A 25,024-nucleotide genomic window follows, 5' to 3' on the forward strand; every position below is an offset into this window, starting at 1 on the left:
TCAATCCGACTGCTCCTGTTCAACCACCCGCAGGGTGGCATGTTTCGCCCCTCGGCGCATATAGATCGGCTCGAAGGCGCCGTCCTGACGTATTTCGAGCTTGCCTTCGCGCACGAGTTCCAGTGAGGCGGCGAAGGCGCTGGCGACGGCGGTGACGCGCTCGGCGGGACTTGCGAGATAGCGCAGCAGATATTGTTCAAGCGCCGTCCAGTCGACGATATCGCCTATCATCTGGGTCAGCAGTTCGCGAGCATCGGTGAGCGACCAGACATTGCGCCGCTCGATCGTTACCTGGGTGATCGCATGGCGCTGACGCAAGGCCGCATAGGCGCTCAACAGATCGTAGAGATTGGCGTCATAGGCGGATTGCTGGCGGTCCGGAATATGCTCGGGTGCGCCACGGGCGAAGATATCGCGGCCGAGCCGGTTGCGATTGACGAGACCGTCGGCCACCTGACGCATCGCCTCCAGCCGCTTCAGACGGAAGGCAAGCGTTGCGGCCATTTCCTCGCCCGAGGGGCCGTCATCCTTGACCTGCTGCGGGATCAGCAGCCGCGATTTCAGGTAGGCAAGCCAAGCTGCCATGACGAGATAGTCGGCGGCAAGCTCGATGCGGATACGCCTCGCGCTTTCGATGAACTGCAGATATTGTTCGGCAAGGGCCAGAACCGAAATGCGCGATAGATCGACCTTCTGGTTGCGGGCCAGATAAAGCAGCAGGTCGAGCGGACCTTCGAACCCAGCGACGTCGATCACCAGCGCCGGCTCATGGCTGGCGCGCTCTGAACCGTTCTCCTGCCACAGTTTGTCCATCGGCGTTGACGCCGCCTGAGACCGCTCCGTGCCCTTGATCGTGTTCACCTTACCCTGCCTCTCCGGCCTCTGCTCAAGCTGACGCAAACATGGCGTCGAATTCTGCCCTTATCGTCGCCTCGTCGGTTGCATCCGGTGTGGGGAACCCTTCCTCGACCGCCTGCGCACGCTCGCGGGCAAGACCTGCCAGCTGCGGCACATTTGCCACGACCTGACGCATCTCGTCCATATCACCATTGCAGTGCAGCACGATATCGCACCCGCCCGCAATGATATTCGCCGCACGTTCGCCGATCGTGCCCGAAAGCGCATTCATCGAAGTATCGTCAGAGAGCAACAATCCCTTGAAGCCGATTTCGCCGCGGATTACCTGATCAATCACCTTGCGAGAGGTTGTTGCCGGGTTGTCCGGGTCGATCGCCGTGAAGACGACATGGCAGGTCATTGCCATCAACTCATCTTTCATCGCGATGAAGGGCGGGAAGTCATGGGCTTCCAGTTCTTCACGAGAGACCGTGACGACGGGCAGTTCAAGATGCGAATCCGCAAAGCCGCGTCCGTGGCCCGGCATGTGCTTCATGACCGGCAGCAGGCCGCCGGCTTTCAGCCCTTCGGCGGCCGACCTGCCCATCTCCGTAACGGTCGCCGGATCGCCGCCGTAGGCCCTGTTACCGATGACATTGCTGCTGCCCTCAACCGGCACATCGAGCACCGGCAGACAATCGATATTGATGCCGAACCTCTGGAGATCGAAGGCATGCAGGCGCGACATCAGCCATGCGGCGCGCAAGCCAAGAGCCCGGTCGCGGCGATAGAGATCGCCAAGCGCCTGCCCAGGCGGATAGTGCTGCAGGATCGGCGGACGGATGCGTTGGACGCGCCCCCCCTCCTGATCGATCAGCACGGGAGCGTGCCAGCCGACGCAGTCGCGCAATTCGGCAACGAGATCGCTGATCTGTCGTGCTTCGGAAATGTTTCGTCCGAAGAGGATGAAGCCCCACGGCCGCTCGGCCCGGTAAAAGGCCTTTTCTTCTTCGGTCAGCTTGAGGCCGCTGCAGCCAAGGATCATTGCTTTTGATTCGGTCATACCCGAATCATAAGGGCCATTCGGCGAAATGCGAGCGAGGTCAAGCGCGGCCCCACAAAAAAAGAACGGCGAGACAACCCCGCCGTCCTGATGAAGAAAGCCAAAGTGCTTATTTGGAGATCAGGCAGCTACCACCGGCGGAGCGATATTGCTCGCAAAGAGCTGCAGCTTCGTCCTTCGAGCCGGCCGGGATGCGGACGCGATAGAAGGTGCCCTTGCCGGCGATATCCGCCTTACGGATTTCGTACGCGCGGCCACTGAGTACGCCGGCGAACTTCTTCGACAGGCTGGCATAGGATTTCTTCGCCTCATCCTCTGACGGCAGCGATGCGATCTGGATGCCATACCCGCCGGCTGCTACGGCGGGAGCCGGCTGTGCAGCGGCGGCTGGCGGCGTTGCGGAAGCAACCTGTGTCGGCTTCTGCTGAGCCGTCGGGCGAACGTTGCCATTCTCGGTCACTGTGCCGACGACATTGACCGGCTGATCAACCGGGCGGGCCGTCGGAACGGGCGCGGTATCGGTCGTCGCAGCCGAGGCTGCGTCGGTGACCGGCGTCGTTTTCACCGGGCGAACCGGGGGATCGACCTGGTTCGCATTGGCGGCGTTCACTTCGGCTACCTTTGCCGCCGTCTGAGCCGGCTGGCCTACAGGCGGCGTCCCGACAGGCGGAAGCGCTGCGGAAGCGGTCTGATTGCCGGTGCTTGCCGGGAAGCTCGCGGCAGATGGCGTCGTAGCTGGCTGGGCGGGATTGGCCGCCGATGCCACTTCATTAGCCGGGGCGGATTTTTCGGCGGGCGCCGGCTCTTCGCGGGCGACCAGCGTGCCGTCCGGCTTGACGATCATCGTACGGACCTTGCGGGGCGAAACGGACGGCGCCGCATCGTCACCGGAAGCGGAGGCATCTGCAGTCGCACTGTGATCGGGCAGCAGGCGCGGATCCTGCGTTTCGCCGACGGCAGTCGGCATGATCGGGTCAGCACTGCCTTCATCGTCATCGGGCGAGACTTCGGGCGTCAGCGTACGCTGGACGACATCAACCGGCGCCTCATCGGAGGAGACGAGTGCCTTCTGCTTCGGCTCTTCGGCAGCACCTGCGACCCGGTCGTAGACGGCCTTATCCTGGTTCGGCACGGTCTTGCCGCCCGGATTCTCGGGAACGACCTTCACCGGATCCTTGTCGGCGGCGATGACGCGCGGCTCGCCGGAGCTGACGATGCTCAAGCCGGGACCGTTGGAGACCCAACTATAGACACCGTAGGCGCCGCCGGCAAAAACGACCAGCAAGGCGGCTGCGGCCAAGAGACGGCGCATAGAGCGCGCACGGTTGAAATCCGCCGTCTGGCTTGCGGACTCGATATGGACTTCGGAAACATTTTCACGGCGCTCGACCGGCTCACGCACGCTGCGGCGAAAGTCTTCTTCCAGGGCACGTTCGAAATCATCAAGGCCGTCGGCAAAGACAGAGTTTGCCGGCTTGGCGACAGCGGCAGCAGCCGGAGTGGCCGGGGGCGCCCAAGCCGGAGTGGGTGGCGTCTTCTCCTGCCGTTTGGCGGGCTCGAAGAAGCTCGCAATCTCCGCATCGAGATCGAAATCGAAGTCGGCGGTCTTAGCGACCGGTTCCGGGTGCTCCACTGGCGGCAGCGTCGGAACATGCATGTCCTCGACCGTTTCGGGACGATCTTCCGGATCGGAGATCATCGACGGATCGAAGGGCAGATCGTCGGTGGACTCACCTGCCGGTGCCGGCTTGGCATAGCTGACTGGAGCAGGCTGCGGCTCCGGAACGAAAACCGGCGCCGGCTGAGGACGCGGCGCAGGCTGGGCTGCGACCACAGGCGCAACTCGAACGGGTTCGGCCGCGGCCTCCGGCTGCGGAGCCGGCGGCTCGGAGAAGTCGAGATCGGCGAGCTCCAGTTCGATACCGGCAAGATCCAGCTCGAAATCATGACCGGCGAAGGAATCTTCAGTTTCCTGTTCCGGCTGGCGGGCGACGACAGGCGCAGGTGCGATGGGCGGCGAGATCGGTTCCATCGGAGCCCGAACCACCGGCTTCGGCGCTTCGGGCTGGCGAAGAACCGGCGTCGCGCGGCTCATCGGCACAGGCGCAATGACTGTCGGCTGCACCGGAGCGCGAGCAGCGGGCGCCTCAAAGACAGGCGCTTCAAATACGGGGGCCTCGAACACTGGCGATTCGAAGACGGGAGCAGCAGGAACCGGCGCGGACTGCTGTGCCGGCGGCGCGACGACAGGCTCAGGTACAGTGGCGACAGGCTCAGACCCGACGGGTGACGAAGCGCGCTGCGGTACCGGATAACGAGAAACATCTGCCAACAGATCATCAAGATCGAAGGCGTCGGCATCGAAGGCAGGCTCCGGCGGTGCTTCGGTGAGCGCGGCATCCGGATGAACATCACCTTCGGCTGCAGCCGCGATCAGATCGAAACCGGAGTTAGCCGGCTCGGCCGGCTCTTCGAAGGCTCCAACCTCTTCGAACGATGCGACGGGCTGCTCCGGGAGGGGGACCATCTCATGGCGATCGATCTCGGCCGGAAAGCCGAAGGATGCCGCAGCCGGCTCGAAATCCGCAGCTTCGGCGGCGGCGATCGGCAGAGGCTCTTCTGCGACATCGGGCGCAACCACTTCGGGCTCGACCGTGAATGCCGGCTCGGCTACGAAAGCTTCAACCGGAGCCGGCTCAACAACCGGCGCCTCAACGACCGGCTCCTCGCGGCGCGGCGCGTGGAAATTGGCAAGCGGCAATCGAATGCTGGCAGCCGACCACTGCGGGGCCTTCGCCGGCGGCTGAACGACCGGCTCGGGAGGAAGAGCACCGCCGATGGAAAGCTCCAGCTCCTCGATCAGATCGCGGGCGCCGCCATAGGCTGTGAAAGTAACCGGAGGCTCCACTGGAACAGCGGCAGGCTTGGACGGGGCGGGCGTCCAATCGGTTGCGACAGGCACGTCCCAAGCGGGCGCAACCGGCTCGGGCGCCTCCACCTCAGGGGCGGCAGCAGCTGCTTCCGGAAGCTCCGGCTCGACGATGGGCGTCTCGAAATCGGTCGCGACGGACCGATCGAGTTCCTCGCCGATCGAGGGTACCTCATCCTGGACGGGCTCAACATAGTCGTAGGTATCAACTTCCTGGGCAACTGGATCTGCCGGGTGATCGAGGGCTGCCAGGGGACGCGGCGTATCATAACGCTCAAATTCGCGGAGAAGCTCGTCCTCGAGATCAAGAGCCGGCTCCTGCCGTTCGGGTTCGCTTACCGTATTGGCCGCGACGCGGGGTTCAAAGCCAACGATTCGAGCGAGTTCTGCCAACGGATCATCGTCGGCAAACATTTCGTCTTTTCCACGCGTGTCATACGCAAGTCGTTTATCAGCCATGCCCATCCCACTCAAAAACGCAAACACCCAAGTGCCAGCGCATTGTGGGGAAATGGTGACGTTATCGCATTTCGTCCGGTGCGGCAGTGCCTGTAATGGCAAGTCCCGACTTCAAAACCGACGCGACGGCGTACACCAGCCCAAGTCTGGCAATACTCGATTCTCGGTTCTTATCGTTAACAAATCGTAATTCTGTCTGATCTTTACCTTTGTTCCAGTGTGCATGGAAGGCGCTGGCAAGATCATACAGGTAAAAAGCGATACGATGCGGCTCCTGAGACTGGGCTGCACTTTCAACAATACGCGGGAATTCCGCAGCCTTGGCGATTAGCTGCAATTCGGCCGAATCCGTAATGCCTGCAACGGATTGTGCCAGAATCTCCGGTGTCGACACGAGATCGGGGAACGCCTCCCTCGCCTGCCGGAAGACAGACATGCAGCGGGCGTGGGCGTACTGCACGTAAAAGACCGGATTATCTTTGGACTGCTCCGTTACTTTGGCGAAATCGAAGTCAAGCGGCTCGGAATTCTTGCGATAGAGCATCATGAAGCGGACCGAATCACGTCCGACTTCTTCGACGACATCGCGCAATGTGACAAAATCGCCCGAACGCTTCGACATCTTCACCGGCTCGCCATCACGGTAAAGCTTGACGAGCTGGCAAAGCAGCACCGTCAGCTTCGCCTTACCGTCAGAAACAGCGCGCGCGACCGCCTCGAGGCGCTTGACGTAGCCGCCATGGTCGGCGCCAAGCACGTAGATCATCTCATCGAAGCGGCGGTCGAACTTGTTCTTGAAGTAGGCGACGTCGGCGGCGAAATAGGTGTAAGAGCCATCCGACTTGATGAGCGCGCGATCGATATCGTCACCGACCTCGGTCGAACGGAAGAGCGTCTGTTCGCGGTCTTCCCAGTCCTCGGGCAACTGGCCCTTCGGCGGCGGCAGCGTGCCCTTGTAGACATAGCCCTTGAAGGTCAGGTCATTGATGGCGGTGCGGATCGCGGCCGCGCCGTTGGCATGCAACGTGCGCTCGGAGAAAAAGACGTCATGATGAACATTGAGGGCGTCGAGATCCTCGCGGATCATCGCCATCATCATCTCGATGGCCCGATCTTTGACGATCGGCATCCACTGCTCTTCCGACATATTGTGAAGGCGCACCCCATATTCCGAGGCAAGCGATTCGCCGACTGGGACCAGATAGTCGCCGGGATAGAGGCCGGACGGGATCTCGCCGATCTTCTCGCCCAGGGCTTCGCGGTAGCGCAGGAAGACCGAGCGCGCGAGCACGTCAATCTGTGAGCCGGCGTCGTTGATGTAGTACTCCTTGACGACATCGTAGCCGGCAAAGGCAAGAAGGTTCGCCAGCGCGTCGCCGACGACGGCGCCACGGCAATGGCCGACGTGCATCGGGCCGGTCGGATTGGCCGAAACATATTCGACATTCACCTTCCGCCCCTGCCCCAGACCCGAACGGCCATAGTTGGTGCCGGACTGGATCATCGAGCCCAGCAGGCGTTGCCAGTAGCCGACGGAAAGCCTGATATTGATGAAGCCCGGACCGGCGACCGAAACCTCGGCGACGTCAACGTCTTCCTGCAGCTTGGCGATGATGATTTCAGCCAGTGCACGCGGATTGGTACCGAGTGGCTTGGCAAGCACCATGGCGGCGTTGGTCGCGACATCACCATGGCTCGCATCACGCGGCGGCTCGACAGCAATGCGGCCGAAATCGAGCTCGGATCGCTTTTCCTTGACCAGATCGAGCTGTTCAAGGGCGTTTTTAATCCTGGCTTCAAAATCGGTAAAAAGGTTCATCGCACTCTTCCATGCACAGGCTGTGCCAATAGGGTTGCCGGCGGCTGCCGGGCGCCCGCTGCCTATCGCAAATCCGGAGTGTGGTCAAACAATCGCCTGTGGGCACTAATGGCATAGGTGTCTGTCATGCCGGCCAGATAATCGCCCACATGCCGCGCTTTCGGTGCGTCCGACAGACCGGCGATATGATCTACCCAGTAATGGCTTTGCATTTCCTTCGGATTGGCCATGTAGGCACCGAAGAGATCCTTGACGATCTGGGCTGCACCGGCGCGGATACGCATGATGTCGGGATTTCGATAGATACGCTTGAAGAGCATCGCCTTGATCTGCCTGTCGGTTTCGGCCATCTCGTCCGAAAACGTCGCGATCACGTGATCCGCTTTGCGGATATCGTCGGCGCTCTGCGGTTTCAGTGCTGCGAGGCGCTTTTGCGCCACGCCGATGACGTCCTCGACCATGCGTGTAATCTGGCGGCGCATGATTTCATGCGTGAAGCGGCTGGGCTCCAGATGCGGATAGCGCTCTCTCACTTCGGCCATCAGCCCGGAGAGGAACGGAATTTCCTCCAGCATTTCGAAATTCAGATAACCCGAGCGCAGGCCGTCATCGATATCATGCGTATTGTAAGCGATGTCGTCGGCGATCGCTGCCACTTGGGCCTCCAGGCTTGCATAGCTCGCAAGCTCCAGATCGTGCAACTCGCAATAGTCTAGGATCGGCTGCGGTACCGGCCCGCGCGTGCCGACGCCATCGGCTGTCAACAGCGGACCATTGTGCTTGACGAGACCTTCGAGGCTTTCCCAGGTCAGGTTAATGCCGTCGAATTCGGCATAACGCCGCTCGAGTTTGGTGACGATGCGCAAGGATTGAGCGTTGTGGTCGAAGCCGCCATAGGGCAGCAACTCTTCGTGCAGCGCATCCTCGCCGGTATGGCCGAAGGGTGTATGGCCGAAATCGTGGACAAGCGCCACACCTTCGGCGAGGTCCTCGTCGATCTTCAAGGCGCGGGCAAGTGCACGCGCGATCTGTGCCACCTCGATCGTGTGTGTCAGGCGGGTACGGTAATGGTCGCCGTCCTGGGCGATGAAGACCTGCGTCTTGTGCTTCAGCCGGCGAAAAGCCGTTGTATGGACGATGCGGTCGCGGTCTCGCTGGAAGTCGGAGCGTGTCGGGCTGCCGCTCTCGGGATAGAGGCGTCCACGCGAATTCCAGGGGTCCGCCGAATAGACCGCTCGTTCCCCATAGCCGAAACCCAATGCCTGCCTGTCGAAGGTCATTCTTCACCGTCACTAACGCTTCGCGGCCTTGCCCATTGACGCCGCCTTCCGCTCTTCATACCTATAGCTCATAGAAACGGCAAAGAGGCGCTTTTTCGGCCACTTCGCTAGATCCTGTTCTTTACCGAAGGAACATGATAAGTCTCTTTGATATCATGCGTTTGAACATCAAACGTCTAAAATGGATTCTCTCCGGATCTTGACCCCGGCAGGAGGAAAAATGACTGAAGCGAATGTAACTGTTTCCGATGCCGCGGCAAAGCGGATTGCCGCCATTGTCGGCAGCGATCCCGGGAAGAGCGCCTTGCGCGTCTCCGTCGAAGGCGGCGGCTGTTCCGGCTTTTCCTATAAGTTCGATCTTGCGGATGCTGCCGCAGACGACGATCTCGTCATTGAGAAAAACAGTGCCAAGGTGCTGATCGACAGTCTCTCGCTGGTCTATATGGCCGGCTCCGAGATCGATTTCGTCGACAACTTGCTCGGCCAGTCCTTCCAGATCAAGAACCCGAATGCAGTGGCAAGCTGCGGCTGCGGCACCAGCTTCGCGATCTGATCCGACGTCCCTTCTTTCCACATAATAACCGGTCGAAGATTTTCTTCCGACCGGTTTCCTGTCTTGTCCGCAAGCGCTGGACCGCGATACAAGAGCGGTCAAGACAGTGAGCAGGATGGAAACCATGAAGATCGCGACCTGGAACATCAACGGCGTCAAGGCGCGGATCGACAACCTCACGCAATGGCTGAGGGATTCCAATCCTGACATCGTCTGCCTGCAGGAAATCAAGACGGTTGACGACGGCTTCCCGCGACTCGAAATCGAGGCGCTGGGCTACCATGTGGAAACGCATGGGCAGAAGGGCTTCAACGGGGTCGCCATTCTTTCCAAAAGCTCGCCATCCGAAGTCAATCGTGGACTGCCGGGCGATCCGCTCGATGAGCAGGCGCGATTCCTCGAAGCCGTGTTCTCGCTGCCCGACAATAAGGTGGCCCGCGTCTGCTGCCTCTATCTGCCAAACGGCAACCCACCGGAAACGGAAAAATATCCCTACAAACTCGCCTGGATGGAGCGTCTGCGCAAATTCGCGGTTGAACGCCTCGAATTCGAGGAAATTTTTATTCTCGCCGGCGACTACAACGTCATTCCCGAGCCGCATGATTGCTTCGACCCGAAGGTCTGGGCAAGCGACGCGCTGTTCCTGCCGCAAACACGTGCATCCTTCCGCCGGCTGGAAAATCTCGGGCTCGTGGACGCGGTGCGTTCTACAACCGATGCAACGGCACTCTATTCCTTCTGGGACTATCAGGCTGGCGCCTGGCAGAAGAACAATGGTATCCGCATCGACCATCTGATGCTGTCGCCGGAAGCCGCCGACCGCATGACGTCAGCGGCAATCGAAAAGCATGTGCGCGCCTGGGAAAAACCATCCGACCACGTGCCTGTCGTGGCTCACTTCGATTTCGCTGCCTGAGATCAAAGAGTTTCGATTTTACGAGATTTCGGACGCAAAAGCGCTGTGCACTTTTGCTGGAGTTGCCCGCAAGCTCAGTCGTCCGAACCGGTCGCGATGGAGTGCGACAAGGATATGGCCGTGCGGCGATCCGCTTCGCTGGCGACCGAGAAGGCATCTTCCTGCAGCGACTGCATCCAACTGCAATCCTTCGGCTTGCAACGGTCGAGAGCCGCCGTCATCAGCGCAAGACCGCGAGCAGACTGGCCTTCATCGAAAAGGATGTTGCCGAACACCGCCATGGCACCGGGGTGGCCACTCTTGCGGGCCTGGTTGAGCCATTTCTTGGCCTGATTGATGTTGGCGCTGCCGCCCTCGCCTGCGAGCATCATCTGCGCAAGCTGGAACTGCGCCTCGGGCACGCCGAACGTGGAAGCAACCTGGAAATAGAGCTGGCGGGCCTGATTGAGATCGATCTTCACCGGGCTGCCGGCAATGCCGTGCTTGTAATAATTGGCAAGCGACAGTAGCGCATTGATGAAGAAGCCGGTGTCTTCCGAACCAGGCTCCACGCCCTGCTGTGCGATCTCGCTGTAGATCTTGAAGGCTTCGAAATCATCCTGCGCCACGCCGTCACCGTCGGCATACATGTTGGCGAGCGCCCAGCGCGAACCGGTATGGCCCTTTTCAGCGGCGTATTTGTAAGCCTCGACCGCTTCTTCCTTCTGACCGTTCTTGTATGCCTTGAAACCGAATTTGAAGAGATCGAAGGGTCCTGATTCCTTCGTAACGCCTGTCTTGATATCGAATGCCAGGACCGGACAGGCTAAAGCCAGGGAAACGGCCATCGACATGCTGACCAGCATGAATTTGAACAATCTGAACTCGGACGTTACCATCTCTACCGGTTTCTTTCGTTCATCCCAGACGCCTGGCGGCGGCTTTTTTTGCCGTTCTGCCCGCGTGGATGCATTCCTTCCAGGCGAGCGATCCCGCGGCGGGCTCCATGGCCCCTTTACCCGCTTCGCTTCCAGCCCCATGCCCCTTATTCAAAACCAGCACATCTTTGCGAACCATCCGGCTTCCGACACGGTCCGCATGCAATGCCTGCGGTACTCCCTCTGCGACCCGGGTCTCCGCCCGTTCGCCTTTATCGTCTTCGTAAACAGCAAATGTGACCAAACCGGTATCGCTACCATCCGCAGTGGACAATGCGTCATGCCGAGGGAACGAAAATGACCGAAAGTCGTGAATCTGCAACACTACCGAGGATACGGATTCCTGGCCGGAAAGGCCTTCGGCGGAAAGCAAAACGGTCGCTGCCGCTGGCTTTTCACCCCTGCTGTCGCAATGTCTGGCGTTACCGGAAAAAATTCGAACCATGCTACTGCTTACGCACACTCTACGCTTGTCATCTCCTCGCCCGCTAATATCGCTGCGCCCTCTTTGTGGCGGGAAATGGACAAATTCGCCCGGGAGACACCATATGCGAACCGTCGTAAGAAAGTGTTGCTGAATCGTCACAAAACGAGATCGAGAAGATGGAATGATTAATGACGCCGGACAAAGAAGAGCCCGGCCTTGCCGGGTTCCTCAATTCTTCAAGTTGGAGAATTAAAACTTGACCTTTATGCTAGTCGACAACGCAGCAACCAGATCGTTGCCGAAGGAATAATGAACATCGTCGCCGTAGGTGATGCCATCGGAAACAACTGTTCCGGACGATCCGCTCGTCAAAATGCCTAGTGCGCCGGCCACGCGCCATTCGATATTATCCGTCGGAGTGTAGGCAGCGCCGAGACCGATCGTCCAGCTATCGGTCTGAGACCCGTATCCTTGGCTTGTGCCGCGATCCCAAGTCAGGCTCAGGGCACCGGCCCACTGATCGTTGAACTTGTGACCAACGCCCCCCGTGAGCGTCCAGCCATCACGGTAGTGAAGATCCAGCGAAGCCAGACCACCTGCGGGGCATGGAAGGAGGGCATTGGTCGGGCAGAATTGCACGGACTGCAGCACGCTCCAGTTCGTCCATTTTACCGAACCGAATGCCAGCCAGTCCGGAGCGATACCTGATTGCAGCTTGAACTCGAGGGAATCGGGAGCCTCGGCAGCACCCGATACATCGGTAATGACTCCACCATAAAGCGGGACGAGCGCGGCAGGAACCTGACGGAGATCGACGGTACCGGTCAAATTGTCGTAATCGACACGGCTATTATAGACGAGGCTCGCGCGAAAGGCATATTCCGGGATCTCATAGGCGACACCTGCTCGCCAGCCCCAGCTTTCATCACTCAGTTCCAGGCGGCCGGTTCCGTTGCCGGGAAGACCGAAGAGAGCCGGGTTGACGACATAGCGTTCCTTGAAGCCTTCCACTTCCTGATAGAACGCACCGCCGATGATGCGCAACTGACCCTGACCGACATCAAACCTGTAGGAGCAGGTTGCACCGTAGTTGTCAGTGGTAATTTTTGTTTCGATGTTGTTCTGTGCACCAACCCAGCCTGCGCCAGGATCGGAATGACCGCCGAATGGCTGTGAATAGTCGACAAGGCAGTCCACCGGCCCATAACCGCCTTTGATCCCGACATAAGGAATGGCGTAGTCGGCTGTGTCATCTGCAGAGGTCGAGCCGCCGCCGAGGCCGTTATTACCCAATCCGTTTGAGGGATCAACGTCCTGCGCGTTCTTCAACTTGCGTTGCGGCATCACATAGATGACGCCCGACTGAAACGAAAATGGCGACGTATCAAACAACTGATCGATATTATAGCCGCCGCGCTCCAGACCACCTGCAAAGGACGGTGAAGCGAGTGCCGAAACAATGATGAGCGATGTTACGCCCTTGAAAAACATACGCGATGCCATCGTGTCTCCCCCACTCCAGCAATTGATCTAACCACACTGTGCTAGTGAACTTAATAAATCGCAACGAAACGGCCCGGCGCGCCACGAAGTTGAGTTATGGCTAATTTACGTAAATGATTGACGGGCACGTCAAAAAATCACATAGATAAAATTCTATTCTTCTACCCGTCATTTTTCAGGGGCCGATTAGATTCTCATTCCATCAAGGGTAGAAGCTGTATCAAACTGACAACAGTGGCAGTTTTCGCGTCTGACCTCCTCCAAACGGGTGATATCCACAGGCCGCGCTGCCACAACGGCTCATTTTTCACGAATCATCATACTTTTGGAACGCAAAAGGCGCGCCCCATGGGAGCGCGCCTCGAGATGGTTTACCCGTTAACCGCGATTATCCCGCCTCGCTAACTCGCGCTAAAGCAGTCTTCAGACTTTGGATCTGGCCCATCAGTTCAGAGTGGCGTTCGCGCTCGGCTTCCACCACTTCCGGATTGGCATTGGCGACGAACCTCTCATTCGACAGCTTGCCATCAATGCGCGCGATTTCGCCATCGGCCTTGGCGATCGCCTTTTCAAGACGGCTCTTTTCCGCCGCAAGGTCGATCAGATTACCGAGTGGCAGGCAGGCGGTCGCCTCCGCGACGATGATCTGGGCAGCACCCTTCGGTGCAGTTTCCGCCAGCGAAATGGCCTCGACACGCGCTAGGCGCTTGATGGCTGCGTCGTGACGGAACAACCGTTCCCGGGTCAGGCTGTTGGCACCAACGACTACGAGCGGCGCGGTGGCCGACGGCGGTACGTTCATTTCCGAGCGGACAGAGCGGATGCCGGAAACGAGGTCGATCAGCCAATTGATCTCATCAGCCGAGGCATCGTCGGCGTAAGAGGGCGACGGCCATTCGGCATGGCAGAGAAGACCGTCCCGTTCTGCCCCCTCACCCGCCGTATGCGCCCAGAGTTCCTCGGTCATGAAGGGCATGAAGGGATGCAACAGCTTGTAGATCTCTTCCAGAACGTAGGCGCTGCAGGCCTGAGCTTCGGCCTTGGCGCCGTCATCCTCACCGCTGAAGACCGGCTTCAGAAGCTCCAGATACCAATCGCAAAACTGGTTCCAGACGAAACGATAGAGCGCACTGGCGGCATCGTTAAAGCGGTAGGCTTCCAGAGCTTCCGTAACGTCACGTTCCGTTCGAGCAAGCTCCGTCAGAATCCAGCGATTGATGGTGAGCTCTGCGGCTTCCGGCACGAAATGCGGATCGCTCTTGGCACCGTTCATTTCAGCAAAGCGTGTGGCGTTCCAGAGCTTAGTGCCAAAGTTGCGGTAACCGGCGATGCGCGCCGGGTCGAGCTTCACGTCACGGCCCTGTGCGGCCATGATCGCCAGCGTGAAGCGTAACGCATCCGCACCATATTCGTCGATCAGTTCGAGCGGGTCGATGACGTTGCCCTTCGACTTCGACATCTTCTGCCCGTTCTTGTCGCGCACCAGGGCATGGACGTAGACGGTGTGGAAGGGCTCGACCGGGTTGTCTTCTTCATCCTTCATGAAATGCAGCGACATCATCATCATGCGGGCGACCCAGAAGAAGATGATATCGAAGCCGGTGACGAGCACGCTGGTCGGATAGTAGCGCTCGAGCTCCGGCGTCTTGTCTGGCCAGCCGAGCGTCGAGAATGGCCAGAGGGCCGAAGAGAACCAGGTGTCGAGTACGTCTTCGTCGCGCGTCAGGATTTCTCCAGGCTGGAAATTCTCCAGCTTGTCCTGAACGAAGGCCTTCATCGGGCCTTCATGCGAGAGATAATGCTGAATGGCGGCCTGCAGCGCCTCTTCCTCGGTCTTTTCGACAAAGACCTGACCGTCAGGACCATACCAGGCCGGGATCTGATGGCCCCACCAGAGCTGGCGCGAGACGCACCAAGGCTGGATGTTTTCCATCCACTCGTAATAGGTCTTTTCCCAGTTCTTCGGCACGAAATTGGTGCGGCCTTCGCGAACGGAGGCGATCGCCGGCTCGGCCAGCGTCTTGGCATCGACGTACCATTGCTCGGTCAAGCGCGGCTCGATCGGCACGCCGCCACGGTCGCCATGCGGAACCATGTGCTTGTGCGGCTCGATCTTGTCGAGCAGGCCGGCTTCCTCGAAGATTTCGACGATGATCTTGCGGGCATAGAAACGATCTTGACCTTCGAGGCGATCCCAGGCGCCGTGCAGGGCGGCCGGATGATCGAGTCCTTCGAGGAAATCTTCGTTGTCCTTGATGGTGATTGTACCGTCGATGTTCATGATGTTGATCGCGCGCAGGCCGGCCCGCTTACCGACTTCAAAGTCGTTGAAGTCATGCGCAGGCGTAACCTTGACAGCACCGGTACCGGCATTGGGGTCGGCGTAGTTATCAGCGACGATCGGAATGCGGCGGCCGACGATCGGCAGCATAACATGCTTGCCAACTATCGACTTGTAGCGCTCGTCGTCAGGATTGACCGCAACGCCGGTGTCGCCAAGCATCGTCTCTGGACGCGTGGTTGCGACAACCAGATAATCGCGGGTTTCCCATTCGGTCGGCTTGCCCTCTTCATCGAAAGCGATGGGATACTGATAGGTGACTCCCGGCTCCAGTGGATAGCGCAAGTGCCAGAGATTGCCCTTGATCTCATGCTGTTCGACCTCAAGATCAGAGATCGCCGTCAGGAGCTTGGGATCCCAGTTGACGAGGCGCTTGTCCTTGTAGATCAGCCCTTCCTTGTAGAGCGTGACGAAGACTTCGAGTACTGCCTGCGACAAGCCCTCATCCATGGTGAAGCGCTCACGCGACCAGTCGCAGGAAGCGCCGAGACGCTTCAGCTGATTGAAGATCAGGCCGCCCGATTCGCCCTTCCACTCCCAGACCTTTTCGATGAAGGCGTCGCGGCCCATGTCTCGGCGGCCGGGAAGCTGCTGCTCCATCAGCTTGCGCTCGACGACCATCTGCGTGGCAATGCCGGCATGATCCATGCCCGGCTGCCAGAGCACGTCCTTGCCCCGCATGCGCTCGAACCGCACCATGACGTCCTGCAGCGTATTGTTGAGCGCGTGGCCCATGTGCAGCGAACCGGTGACATTCGGCGGCGGAATGACGATGGTGAAGCTTTCGGCGCCCGGCTTTGCATTGGCGCCGGCGCGGAAGGCATCGGCCTCATCCCATTTCGCGGCGATTTTCGGTTCGACGGCGGCGGAATCGTAGGTCTTTTCGAGCATTTTCTGACCAATTCGAGGTTCGAGGATGGGCGTTTTGTAAATAGGATGGCTACGGCCAAGTCAATAAAAAAGCCGCCCCGGAGACCGGAGCGGCTCTTGTCTGGAAAAAGCGGTTCCGATCAGCGGCGCGGGCCGCGCGCCACCCGTTCGATTTCCTCCCGCACGAGGCGTTCGACGAGCGTCGGCAGATTGTCGTCCAGCCACTCGCGCAGCATAGGACGCAGCATGTCTTCGGCGATCTCATCGAGCGAGCGCCGCTCGGCGGCACCATCGATGGCCGCAGCAAGCTCTTCAAAAGAGCGGGCGACCTGCAGGCCTGTGTTTTGTGACAGAAGCGACGGCTGAACCTCTTCTGCGACGCGCGCAGGCGCAAGTTCGGCAGGCTCGAAAGATACCGGCTCGACGCGCTTCTCGACAACGGGAAGCGCAGGCGCCTCCTCGATGATTTCAGGCTGCGGAACCTCGGGCAGGCGTGGCTCCGCAAAGACCGGGGCAGACTCCGGTGCATATTCGTATTGGGCGACGGGAGCAATCGGGGCAACGCGGGGAGCGTGAGCCGGCTCGACCGGGCGCGGGGCGGCAGCTGCGCGCGGCGCTTCGTAGGCCGACTGACGCTCGAATTGCGGCTGCGGCTCACGGAACTGCTGGGGTATCTCATGGAGAGCCTGACCGGCCTGGACTGTGCTACGCTCGGAAGCAGCGCGGACTCGGGCTGCGACATCGGCAAGCGACATGGCACGGGCTGGCATTTCCGGCTCAGGCGCCGTTCCGGCAGAATTTGCAGCGACAAATCGCGGATCGGGACGCAGTGCGGGCGGCTCCGGAAACTCGACACCAGCATAGGCGTCGTCAACCGTTAGATGGATTTCAGAGTCATTTTCTTCTTCCGCACCGTAAACGGGAGGAAGCGAAGCGGAGATCGCCTTTCCAGCGCCTGGCTCATTGCTTTCGATGATCTGGCGAATGGAGGCCAGTATCTCTTCCATGGACGGTTCACGCGCTACACCTGGCTGAGCCATATCTATCCCCGTTATCCCTTAAACAACGACCGGACGGCGTGGAGCATGCATCCGAATCACCCTGACCTTAGAATACCCCAAGGGGGAAAAAAATCAGCGCGAATCAAACAAATGCAGCCATGCACAGTTTTGTTACCCAAGTGTAAGCGAAGTCTGTGAAGGCTTTTTTGACTGCCGAAAACAAAAACGGGCGCCCACGGCGCCCGCTCAATAAGACCGCCGTGGAAACGTCTTAAAATACGAATTCGCGAGCTTTGGCGAAACCGGGCAGCGGCTTGACCGAAGCATTGAAGAACACGTTTTCTGAAACAGCACCGCGCTCGCTGACGAAGACCTTGGCGCGGGCCGCATTGCCATAGCCCTGTACAGCGACCAGGCGACCGCCATCCTGCAACTGGCTGAGCAGCGCCGCGGGGACCTCTTCGACCGAACCGTTGATGAAGATCAGATCATACGGAGCGCCGGCGGTATTGCCCTTTTCAAGCGCGCCGGTCACAACCTGCACATTGGGATAACCAGCGAGATTTGCTTTGGCCTGAGCAGCGAGGGATTCGTCCGATTCAAGCGCCACGACGGAGCCCGCGATCTGCGACAGCAGCGCGGAGGCATAACCCGTGCCCGCACCGACTTCAAGAACGGCATCTTCCTTGGTGATGGCGGCAAGCTGCAGCAGCTTGGCGAGCGGAGACGCCTCCATGAGGAACCGGCCGGGATTTCCGGCAGAAGCCGGTGCGATTTCGATATCATTGTCGATATAGGCCAGCACCTTCGCCTTTTCCGGGACGAATGCCTCGCGCGGGACGGTAAGGAAGGCCGTCAGCACGGAATGCGAGGTAACGTCCGTGGTGCGGATCTGGTTGTCGACCATCTTTGCGCGTGCTGCTTCGAAATCCATCATATCCTCTCGCCGATGAAAGCGGTTCTGTCTCTCGTCTCTTAATCGCCGGCACGGATGCTTTCAAGGCTTGCCGGAGCGCCGCCTGAAGAATCCCGCAGACCCCTCCCCGCATGCAACAGGTGAAAAGCGGAAGCTGCAACTTCTGCGTGGAACAAACAGGGACTCCATGATATTATTGTGATTGGAGGAAATGAGGAGGAGCAGGCCATGTCTGCCGTTCTGGAATATTTCACGCTGTTCGACTTTTTCATCGTCGCAGCGCTTGTCGGCATATTCTGCTGCGGGCTGCTGGACGGCAGGAAGACCTGAACGGACCGCACAGTCCGCATAAATCCCGGCTTGCCGCGTCGGATCAGGCGGGACAATCGATTGCGTCATTAACTTTATATCAACCATATTGTTGCGCCAGCCCTGGCTTTCGCTAGGTTGGCAGCATGCAAACATTCGCCATTCACTCGCCAGACATTGAAGCGCTTCACTACAATCCGGAAGCGCGGTTGCTGCTTGTGAAATTCAAAAGCGGCGACATCCGCAATTTCACGCGTATCTCAGTCCAGTCGCTGCAGCGACTGCTCGGGCCTGAAGTGCGGATAGAAAATGAAATGGCCAGTGACGATACGGGCTATCTGGCGGGGCTGCGTAGCGGCGGATTGCGGGCGCTGTATTCTCTGATCGGTATCAACCCAGCCCAATTCGATTTCACCCAGCTCCCCGGCATCTGGTAAATAGAATTGCGAGGCCGCTGCGGCGTCTTATTGAGAAGCGCGGCAGAATTCTCTGTCGTTGGGAAATTTTGGAGGCCTCGCCCGGAATTGAACCGGGGTACAAGGATTTGCAGTCCTCTGCGTCACCACTCCGCCACGAGGCCTCACAGGCTATCAACCTAGCCGTGGCGAGCGTTTAGAATGATCGCAACGAAATCGCAAGAGGGCTTTCCAAAAACATTTTCTGTAATTTCAAACTCTGGCCACATCGGGCTCGTACAAATGAGGGTCAATTGAGCGCCGAAGGTGGCGACGCAGCCGCCCTCGTATCTGATGGCAAAAGGCCCGTTCCGCCGAGTATTCGAGCCGGTCGAAACAAAAATTAGGCTAAAATTCGCTCGAGCGGGCTTCCCGGCGCTCCAGATTGTGCAATAGGCGAAATGCAGCCTATCACCTATACTATTCTTCAAGCGTCGCTTGCGGTGATGGCGACGATTTCTCTTGAAATATATTAGATAATTCGGAAATTCTTCTGAAGCGTTATCAAAAAATTCTTACCTTGACTTTCAGCATCGTCATCCCATCCTCCTCCTGGGAGAGATAGGAGCGGAAATGAACTGGGTGCCTTTGAATTCCAAACAGATTCGGGCTGCATCCTACGACCCGGAAGCCCAAGTCCTCCATATCAAATTTGCCGGTGGCCGATCGGTGCGGCATGACGGGGTGCTGCCTCATGTCTACGGCAATCTCGTCGAAACAGACGATCCGGAATTTTACTATAAGTATTATCTGGAGCCGTCGCGCGTCCAATCCCGCTGGCGGAGGAAAGCCCCCTCCAGTTCTCATAGGGTGAAGCTCTTGATATTTATCATCGGCGCACTCGTGATCACGGCAACGGCACTTGAGGAAAATGGCGAATTGCCAATCAACCTGTCTGAGATCACGGCGTCTGGAACAGGCGCTCCTGCCTCTATCGAAGGCCCTGTTGTCTCTCCACAGTGACGAACCAAAATGCCGGACGACCGGTCGCTGTTATTCTGCCGGCACGCCCCATCGCCGGCTTGGCGATTGTGGCGTTCTCTGAAGACGTCAGGCAGGGTCCTTTCGGCGATGCCACCAGACGGCAGCACGTCGGCGCCATCTGCGTGCGATCGGCAGGTCGTGCGACAATAGGAGGAAGCCCAGCGGCAGCATCCAGAAGCCAAGAACGGGCAAAAAGCCAAGAATGCCACCGAAAATGAGCAGCGTTCCGGTTGTCATGCGTGCAATGCGCGAGCGCGGCATAGGTATCCGCAACGAGCCGAGAACCAGCTTGCCCTGCTGGTGATCGATCCCGAAATGCGTTTTTCCGGCCTTTTTCGGCCTATTTTCCCTGCTAGTCATCCACAAGAGATGGGCGCAAGCGCCGCAAATACAAGCTCATTTCATTTTTTTGAAAAAACTGCTTGGCAAATCGGGAAAGCATTTGTATTACCCCGCTCACGCCGCGGCCAAGCGGTGATCCCTGGTAGCTCAGCGGTAGAGCATTCGACTGTTAATCGACAGGTCGCCGGTTCGAATCCGGCCCGGGGAGCCAGTTTCTCAGATAAGCGCCTGTTTTCGTTGAGTAATCCGAAGCAGGCGCTTTCTTCCCCACTTCCCATCCCGCTTTTGAAACGCATTTTTCGTGGCTTGGCTCCTCTAGATAAGTCATTAGGTCGCTATCTACTGGCATCGACCCTGCACCTGAGGCCGCTGGCATCCGATTTTTCGACGGCAATTACTCGGGGCAGGCCGCCCTGGCGTCCGGCTACGTGAGCAGCAGTACCGATACCTGCCCTCGGCCAAGGCGGAACCAACAAGTCCGAATCTGGTTTAACCCAAAGGCTTGTCGCCAGCGGAGGCTACGATGTGGGCTGTCTTGATCGGTGCCGCTCTTATAATTGGCGGACTACTCTTTTTCTTTTCATCGACGCTTCATCGACGATCGAGTGAGCCGCATCAAATGTCCCGAGGCGGCAGCACGCTAGAGCCGCGGCACCAAGGCATCCGGTTCCTAGGAATATCCCAAAACTGGCAAGCCCTCGCGATCATAGTAGTCGGCGCACTTCTCTTGGCTTTTGGTGCCTATTCATGACGCTCTTGATCGCTTGACCGGTCTCTTATTGCGGGCAAATGCCGCTTCAATTTATTTGTTAGAGCGTTGACTTATCCTCCCAAACTATTCGGTACAAGGCGACCAGGTGATATGCGGCGACCTCAAGTGCTCTAGCACTGACGCCTGGCACTTCCTTCAGTGACGTTGAAGCACTTGTCCGCAGGGGCTGAAGCCACCAAGATGCTGGCAGTACCACTTTGGGCTACGACACTTGCACTCGCTTGGTTTTTTTTGTCAAAATCCGGACTGCATGCCAGCGCCTGGCAACCACAGCTTTCGCTGGAGAATATTCATTATAGAACTTCAGGCTGATGCAGCGTGGCGGCAGCAATCGGCCGCCGATACTGATTAATTCAAATTTTTCAGGCCTATCTTCAAGGCGAGGATGCGACATGGATTTCGACGCATCGCAAGGGGACAGAAAATATCGGACCAGTGAGCGAGTGGGCGGGCTTGTCGACTGCTCGGGGCTGCAGGTCGAGCTCCGGCGTTTCGATCCGGGCTGGCAGATCGACCTTACACTCGAATGCACGGAAATAGCCGTGCTCCTCTCCGGGCAGTCGAAGATCAGGTGGACTGGTGACGGCCGCGGTCGGGAGGCTATCGCCCGCCCGGGCATCGCATGGGTCTGTCCAGCGGGAGTCAATGAGAGCGATGTGGAAATCGTTGGCACCATGCCTGAGTCCCTTCACATCTTCCTGCCGCCGTCACTCGTCGGTGAGACAGCGCTTTCGAATTTCGACATCGATCCGGCGAGAGTGCGCCTCGCCTACGCAGGCGGAGTTCCTGATCCGGTGGTTTTACAGCTCGGTGAGCTCTTTCGCGGTGTGCTGAACCGAAAACTCGAAGCGACAGACCGGATGTTTCTCGACGGGATCCAGCTGGCTCTGGCGGCGCATTTGCTCGGCACCTATTCGTCAGTCCGCTGGCGTCCGCCTACGCGGACGCCAACCATCGATCCGAAAAGGCTGAGGCGCGTCCTCGATTTCATAGAGGCGCGCATCGCGGCCGAAATCTCGCTCGATGATCTTGCAGCGGAGGCCTGCCTCAGTCCCTTTCACTTTTCCCGCGTGTTTCGCGCGGCCACCGGCTTTGCCCCACATCGCTACGTCACCGAGCGACGAGTCGAGGCGGCTAAGCAGAAGCTGCGGCTCACGCAGTCTTCGCTTGTACAAATCGCTATCGACACAGGCTTCGGCTCGCAGGCCAACTTCACCCGCGTCTTCCGCAAGATGACCGGCCTGACACCTGGCCAGTACCGCACGCTATTCACCTCCTAGCGATATCCGTCCTCCTGACGCGTTCGCCGATCCACTCTGCGCGTCCATCCGAGCGCAAGATCTGCGCATAGTGCAGCAAGAGATGGAAATACGGCAACGCCCCTTACGGCCTACACCTGTCTCGCCGAACGGGGGAGCCCCCGGACGAACGGAGGAGACAGGGATATGATTACCGCTGAAGAAGCCCGGAGCGTGATCGCGGCAGGCGAGGCGCGGGCAAAAGAAATCGGCGTTGCGGCCAATATCGCCGTGCTCGATGCCGGCGCTCACATGAAGGCTTTCGTGCGCATGGATGGCGCCCTGCTCGGCTCCATCGACATCGCCGTCAGCAAGGCCCGGACGGCTGCGCTGTTTTCCATGCGTACCGAAACAATCGGCGAATTCTGCAAACCCGGCGGCACTTCGTTCGGCCTGGAGCAGACCAATGGCGGCCTCGTCGTCTTTGCCGGCGGCATTCCTCTCACCGATGGACGCAAAATCGTGATCGGGGCTGTCGGCGTGTCCGGAGGAGCCGTCGCTCAGGATCTCGAAATTGCCCAAGCTGCCGCGGCCGCCCTCGCGGTCTGAACGACCTTTTTCAACCCCAAGCACATCGAAAGGAAGTTACTATGACCAAGACCATTCTCATCACCGGCGCAGGCTCCGGCTTCGGCAAGGCGGCCGCCATCGGCATGGCCAAGAATGGCCATAACATCATCGCGACGACGCAGGTTTCGTCGCAGGTCACGCCGCTGCGCGAAGAAGCTGCGGCCCTCGGCCTGAAGGATTTCCGCGTCGAGCGCCTCGACCTCACCGATCCCTACGACATCAAACAGGCGCAGGGCTTTGACTTCGATGTGCTGTGGAACAATGCCGGTATGGGTGAAGCCGGCCCGGTCTGGGAAATTCCGGTCGAGCTCGTGCGCAAGAATTACGAAGTCAACCTCTTCCTGCCGCTCACGCTGACCCAGGGCGTCGTGCAGAAATGGGTGCGGCAGGGCAAGAAGGGCAAGGTGGTCTTCACCTCGTCGATGGGCGGCCTGTTCACCCCGGCCAACTGGGGCACCTATGTCTCCACCAAACACGCTCTGGAATCGATCGCAGAAGCGCTGCAGCAGGAACTCGGCCCCTACGGCATCAAGGTCCAGACGATCAATCCGGGCGCCTATTACACCGGCTATAACGAGACGATGGCCGATAATCCGTTCCGCTGGCTGGACGACAGTAAGAACTTCACCAAGCGAGCCGATCTGCGCAAGGGCTTCGACGACTTCTTCGCCACTCCCGAAGGCAAGATGGACCCGAAGGAAATGATCGACCGGATGATCGAGATTGTGCCTGCCGATACCGGCAAGTTCCGCAACGTCGTTCCGAAGGTCATCGAGGACATGCTGAAGGACCACCAGCTGAAAGCCTGGGAAAACCGGATCTGAAGCGGAGCACCGTGCACGGCACCCCACCACCGGGTGCCGTGACACCGATCCAACTCCTGGAGGAAAGCCAAGTCCATTACCGCAAACGCAACCGTCCGCAGCCCGGCATCTCCTGCCCGCCGCATCTTCAACGCTACCCTCGGCATCGCCGCCGCCATCCTCGCGCTTTTTGGGCTTGAAGCCCGCGCTGCGTCGCAGACGCCGACCGAAACCGAACGCCGCAACAAGGCGACCGTCGAGGCTGGCTTTGAAGCCTGGGCGGCCGGCACAGGCAGCCCCTATGACCTGCTCGCCGACGATGTCCGCTGGACGATCGAAGGTTATTCGCTGGCATCGAAAACCTACCCGAGCCGCGAGGCATTCCTGAGCGAGGTGATCCGCCCGTTCAATGCCCGCATGAAGGCGCCGTTGAAGCCAGCGATCCGCAACGTCTATGCCGACGGCGACACTGTGATCGTCTTTTTCGACGCTCGCGGCATCGCCCGCGACGGCAAACCCTACGTCAATACCTACGCCTGGTTCCTCGACATGCGCGACGACCGTATCATCCGAGCCTCGGCCTTCTTTGATTCGGTCGCATTCAACGATTTCTGGACCCGCGTGACGCCGTCTGAATAGGCCGGCAGAACTTGATCTCGCTCGAACGATACGAATTAAAAACGGCGTAATCTCCATTGGGAATCAATGGAGATTACCTTGCCTACAGATATCATCACCATCGTGGTCGGCGTGTTGCAGCATTTGCGTTTTTCGCAGCCGGTCTCGCCGACGCAAGCATCACTTCCAGCAAACAGGGAATGAAAAAGCCGTACGGGTCGAATATGGATTTAGCGGCGCGCCGAAAAACGCCCCGGAAACCGAGGCGTCTTTTGATTCAATCATAGCATCAGCGCAGGAACGAACTCATGCAGACGGCTGCTTGGTCTTTCGGAGATAGGGCAGAACCGTATCAAAGGAACCGAAGCGGGCAATCGCATCCTCGTTGGTGACGGCTGCGGTGATGATGACATCGTCGCCCTGGTTCCAGTTGGCCGGCGTCGCAACCTGGTGTTTGGCGGTCAGCTGGATGGAATCGATGGCGCGCAGGATTTCATTGAAATTGCGACCTGTCGTCATCGGGTAAGTGAGGATCAGTTTGATCTTCTTGTCCGGGCCGATGACGAAGACCGATCGCACGGTGGCGTTGTCGGCAGGCGTGCGGCCTTCGGAGCTGTCGCCAGCGCCGGCGGGCAGCATGTCGTAGAGCTTGGCGACCTTGAGGTCCTTGTCGCCGATCAGCGGATATTCGACGTCGAAGCCGGTCGCCGTCCTGATGTCGTTTTTCCATTTAACATGGCTTTCGACTGGATCGACGGAAATGCCGATGATCTTGACACCGCGCTTTTTGAACTCGCCCTCGAGGCCAGCCATGGTGCCAAGCTCGGTCGTGCAGACCGGCGTGAAGTTCTTCGGATGCGAGAAGAGCACGGCCCAGCCGTTGCCTATCCAGTCATGGAACTGAATGGGGCCTTGTGTGGTGTCGGCGGTGAAATCGGGAGCGATATCGTTGATACGTAAGCTCATGGTGTGCCCTCCAGCTGGCGCGTTATTTGAACACTCGCAGGCAAGTCTGCGCGCTGTCAACTATCTACAGAGCTGT

22 protein-coding genes and 2 tRNA genes are annotated in these 25,024 nt (G+C 59.0%); 10 read left to right on the forward strand and 14 right to left on the reverse strand.

From position 1 onward, the window contains the following. The 5 genes from FHX08_RS08940 to FHX08_RS08960 all read right to left on the reverse strand — a co-directional run bounded on the left by FHX08_RS08940 (position 1) and on the right by FHX08_RS08960 (position 8,387). Positions 1-861, reverse strand: coding sequence for a segregation and condensation protein A (locus tag FHX08_RS08940; RefSeq protein WP_132651312.1), 861 nt, complete (start codon positions 859-861; stop codon positions 1-3). Positions 862-886: 25 nt separating this feature from the next. Beyond that, complete coding sequence (nagZ, locus tag FHX08_RS08945) at positions 887-1,900, reverse strand: beta-N-acetylhexosaminidase (protein ID WP_132651311.1); 1,014 nt, start codon at positions 1,898-1,900, stop codon at positions 887-889. A 109-nt stretch (positions 1,901-2,009) separates the two neighbouring features. Continuing rightward, positions 2,010-5,288, reverse strand: a complete 3,279-nt coding sequence (locus FHX08_RS08950; protein ID WP_184327086.1) for an SPOR domain-containing protein — start codon at positions 5,286-5,288, stop codon at positions 2,010-2,012. A 61-nt stretch (positions 5,289-5,349) separates the two neighbouring features. Next, positions 5,350-7,107: an arginine--tRNA ligase gene (argS, locus tag FHX08_RS08955; RefSeq protein WP_132651309.1), complete on the reverse strand. Its 1,758-nt coding sequence runs from the start codon at positions 7,105-7,107 to the stop codon at positions 5,350-5,352. A 62-nt stretch (positions 7,108-7,169) separates the two neighbouring features. Next, positions 7,170-8,387: a deoxyguanosinetriphosphate triphosphohydrolase gene (locus FHX08_RS08960; RefSeq protein ID WP_132651308.1), complete on the reverse strand. Its 1,218-nt coding sequence runs from the start codon at positions 8,385-8,387 to the stop codon at positions 7,170-7,172. Positions 8,388-8,607: 220 nt separating this feature from the next. On the opposite strand from FHX08_RS08960, the gene erpA reads away from it, so the two are divergent. Together erpA and xth are read left to right on the forward strand one after the other, a co-directional pair. Then, entirely contained in the window at positions 8,608-8,940 is a 333-nt protein-coding gene (gene erpA, locus FHX08_RS08965; protein ID WP_132651307.1) for an iron-sulfur cluster insertion protein ErpA, read from the forward strand. 124 nt (positions 8,941-9,064) lie between these two features. Beyond that, the gene (gene xth, locus FHX08_RS08970; protein WP_132651306.1) at positions 9,065-9,856 is read left to right on the forward strand and encodes an exodeoxyribonuclease III; all 792 of its coding nucleotides are present in this window, start codon (positions 9,065-9,067) and stop codon (positions 9,854-9,856) included. A gap of 74 nt (positions 9,857-9,930) precedes the next feature. Here xth and exoR read toward each other — a convergent pair whose 3' ends face one another. The 6 genes from exoR to FHX08_RS09000 form a co-directional block, all read right to left on the reverse strand. Next, complete coding sequence (exoR, locus tag FHX08_RS08975; protein WP_132651305.1) at positions 9,931-10,734, reverse strand: exopolysaccharide production regulator ExoR; 804 nt, start codon at positions 10,732-10,734, stop codon at positions 9,931-9,933. Positions 10,735-10,753: 19 nt separating this feature from the next. Continuing rightward, a complete protein-coding gene (locus FHX08_RS31395; protein ID WP_245508203.1) occupies positions 10,754-11,218 on the reverse strand; it encodes a hypothetical protein in 465 nt (154 codons plus the stop codon). A gap of 231 nt (positions 11,219-11,449) precedes the next feature. Beyond that, on the reverse strand, positions 11,450-12,703 hold the full coding sequence (locus tag FHX08_RS08985) for an OmpP1/FadL family transporter (RefSeq protein ID WP_132651304.1): 1,254 nt from the start codon (positions 12,701-12,703) through the stop codon (positions 11,450-11,452). A 388-nt stretch (positions 12,704-13,091) separates the two neighbouring features. Next, positions 13,092-15,935, reverse strand: a complete 2,844-nt coding sequence (locus tag FHX08_RS08990; protein ID WP_132651303.1) for a valine--tRNA ligase — start codon at positions 15,933-15,935, stop codon at positions 13,092-13,094. A 119-nt stretch (positions 15,936-16,054) separates the two neighbouring features. Then, entirely contained in the window at positions 16,055-16,954 is a 900-nt protein-coding gene (locus FHX08_RS08995; protein WP_184327087.1) for a PopZ family protein, read from the reverse strand. 232 nt (positions 16,955-17,186) lie between these two features. Continuing rightward, complete coding sequence (locus FHX08_RS09000) at positions 17,187-17,852, reverse strand: protein-L-isoaspartate O-methyltransferase family protein (protein WP_184327088.1); 666 nt, start codon at positions 17,850-17,852, stop codon at positions 17,187-17,189. A gap of 434 nt (positions 17,853-18,286) precedes the next feature. Between FHX08_RS09000 and FHX08_RS09005 the strand changes: the two genes are divergently transcribed. Then, positions 18,287-18,577 carry a hypothetical protein gene (locus FHX08_RS09005; RefSeq protein ID WP_132651301.1) on the forward strand — a complete coding sequence of 97 codons (291 nt, stop codon included), beginning with the start codon at positions 18,287-18,289 and terminating at the stop codon, positions 18,575-18,577. Between the two features lie 69 nt (positions 18,578-18,646). Here FHX08_RS09005 and FHX08_RS09010 read toward each other — a convergent pair. Then, positions 18,647-18,720: transfer RNA gene (locus FHX08_RS09010), tRNA-Cys, on the reverse strand. A 448-nt stretch (positions 18,721-19,168) separates the two neighbouring features. On the opposite strand from FHX08_RS09010, the gene FHX08_RS09015 reads away from it, so the two are divergent. Next, a complete protein-coding gene (locus FHX08_RS09015; protein WP_132651300.1) occupies positions 19,169-19,558 on the forward strand; it encodes a KTSC domain-containing protein in 390 nt (129 codons plus the stop codon). A gap of 87 nt (positions 19,559-19,645) precedes the next feature. Here FHX08_RS09015 and FHX08_RS31400 read toward each other — a convergent pair whose 3' ends face one another. Then, entirely contained in the window at positions 19,646-19,939 is a 294-nt protein-coding gene (locus tag FHX08_RS31400; protein ID WP_132651299.1) for a hypothetical protein, read from the reverse strand. 118 nt (positions 19,940-20,057) lie between these two features. On the opposite strand from FHX08_RS31400, the gene FHX08_RS09020 reads away from it, so the two are divergent. From FHX08_RS09020 to FHX08_RS09040, 6 genes are all read left to right on the forward strand, one after another. Next, a tRNA-Asn gene (locus tag FHX08_RS09020) sits at positions 20,058-20,132 on the forward strand. Positions 20,133-20,444: 312 nt separating this feature from the next. Further along, positions 20,445-20,672, forward strand: coding sequence for a hypothetical protein (locus tag FHX08_RS31405; RefSeq protein WP_132651298.1), 228 nt, complete (start codon positions 20,445-20,447; stop codon positions 20,670-20,672). A gap of 413 nt (positions 20,673-21,085) precedes the next feature. Beyond that, positions 21,086-21,973: a helix-turn-helix domain-containing protein gene (locus FHX08_RS09025; RefSeq protein ID WP_132651297.1), complete on the forward strand. Its 888-nt coding sequence runs from the start codon at positions 21,086-21,088 to the stop codon at positions 21,971-21,973. Between the two features lie 165 nt (positions 21,974-22,138). After that, the gene (locus FHX08_RS09030) at positions 22,139-22,540 is read left to right on the forward strand and encodes a heme-binding protein (RefSeq protein ID WP_132651296.1); all 402 of its coding nucleotides are present in this window, start codon (positions 22,139-22,141) and stop codon (positions 22,538-22,540) included. A gap of 41 nt (positions 22,541-22,581) precedes the next feature. Next, a complete protein-coding gene (locus tag FHX08_RS09035; RefSeq protein ID WP_132651295.1) occupies positions 22,582-23,385 on the forward strand; it encodes an SDR family oxidoreductase in 804 nt (267 codons plus the stop codon). A 75-nt stretch (positions 23,386-23,460) separates the two neighbouring features. Continuing rightward, on the forward strand, positions 23,461-24,003 hold the full coding sequence (locus FHX08_RS09040; RefSeq protein ID WP_132651294.1) for a nuclear transport factor 2 family protein: 543 nt from the start codon (positions 23,461-23,463) through the stop codon (positions 24,001-24,003). A gap of 285 nt (positions 24,004-24,288) precedes the next feature. Here FHX08_RS09040 and FHX08_RS09045 read toward each other — a convergent pair whose 3' ends face one another. Next, positions 24,289-24,948: a peroxiredoxin gene (locus tag FHX08_RS09045; RefSeq protein ID WP_132651293.1), complete on the reverse strand. Its 660-nt coding sequence runs from the start codon at positions 24,946-24,948 to the stop codon at positions 24,289-24,291. Between the last annotated feature and the right edge of the window lie 76 nt (positions 24,949-25,024).

Origin of the sequence: Rhizobium sp. BK529 (assembly GCF_014194105.1) — a bacterium.
Taxonomy (GTDB): Bacteria; Pseudomonadota; Alphaproteobacteria; order Rhizobiales; family Rhizobiaceae; genus Rhizobium.